Genomic DNA, 446 nt, shown 5'->3' with positions numbered 1-446 from the left:
CTAGGGGAGCTTCGGGTTCTATTGCCGACCGCGCAGCTCCTGTCTGCTTTCCTGATAACTGTGCCATTTACCCCTGGCTTCAGTGCAATCGCCTACACGGAGAAATGGGTCTTCCTTGCGACGTTTGTGCTGGCTGTTGTCGGCTTGGTACTTCTGAGTGCACCGGCTGTGCAGCATCGCTTGATTCGGCCGTTGCTTGATCGACCTCGATTCAAGTCGCTTGCTTCCCGCCAGATTCTGGCGGGCGCGGTCGCGCTCGCGAGCGCTCTCGTTTCCGGCGCGCAGCTTGTACTGTCCACAATATTTGGCCATGTGGTCGGTAGTTTGGCAGCTGCGCTGGTAGCCGGGTTGATATTTCTCCTATGGTGGTGGCTGCCGCGTCGATGGAAGCAAGCCGGAAAGCTGTAGATCACCATACGATCTTGCAAATCGCAGTGCCACTAAAT

At 56.7% G+C, this 446-nt stretch carries 1 protein-coding gene; it reads left to right on the top strand.

Features of this window, described 5'->3' with window-relative positions:
- The coding region (locus FJV41_RS57395; RefSeq protein ID WP_141649621.1) for a DUF6328 family protein at window positions 1-408 on the top strand (408 nt) is incomplete at its 5' end.
- Window positions 409-446: the final 38 nt, after the last annotated feature.

Source organism: Myxococcus llanfairpwllgwyngyllgogerychwyrndrobwllllantysiliogogogochensis (assembly GCF_006636215.1).
GTDB classification, from domain to species: domain Bacteria; phylum Myxococcota; class Myxococcia; order Myxococcales; family Myxococcaceae; genus Myxococcus; species Myxococcus llanfairpwllgwyngyllgogerychwyrndrobwllllantysiliogogogochensis.
The sequence above is the reverse complement of the archived record's forward strand: the minus strand, read 5'-3'. Positions and strand labels throughout refer to the sequence as shown.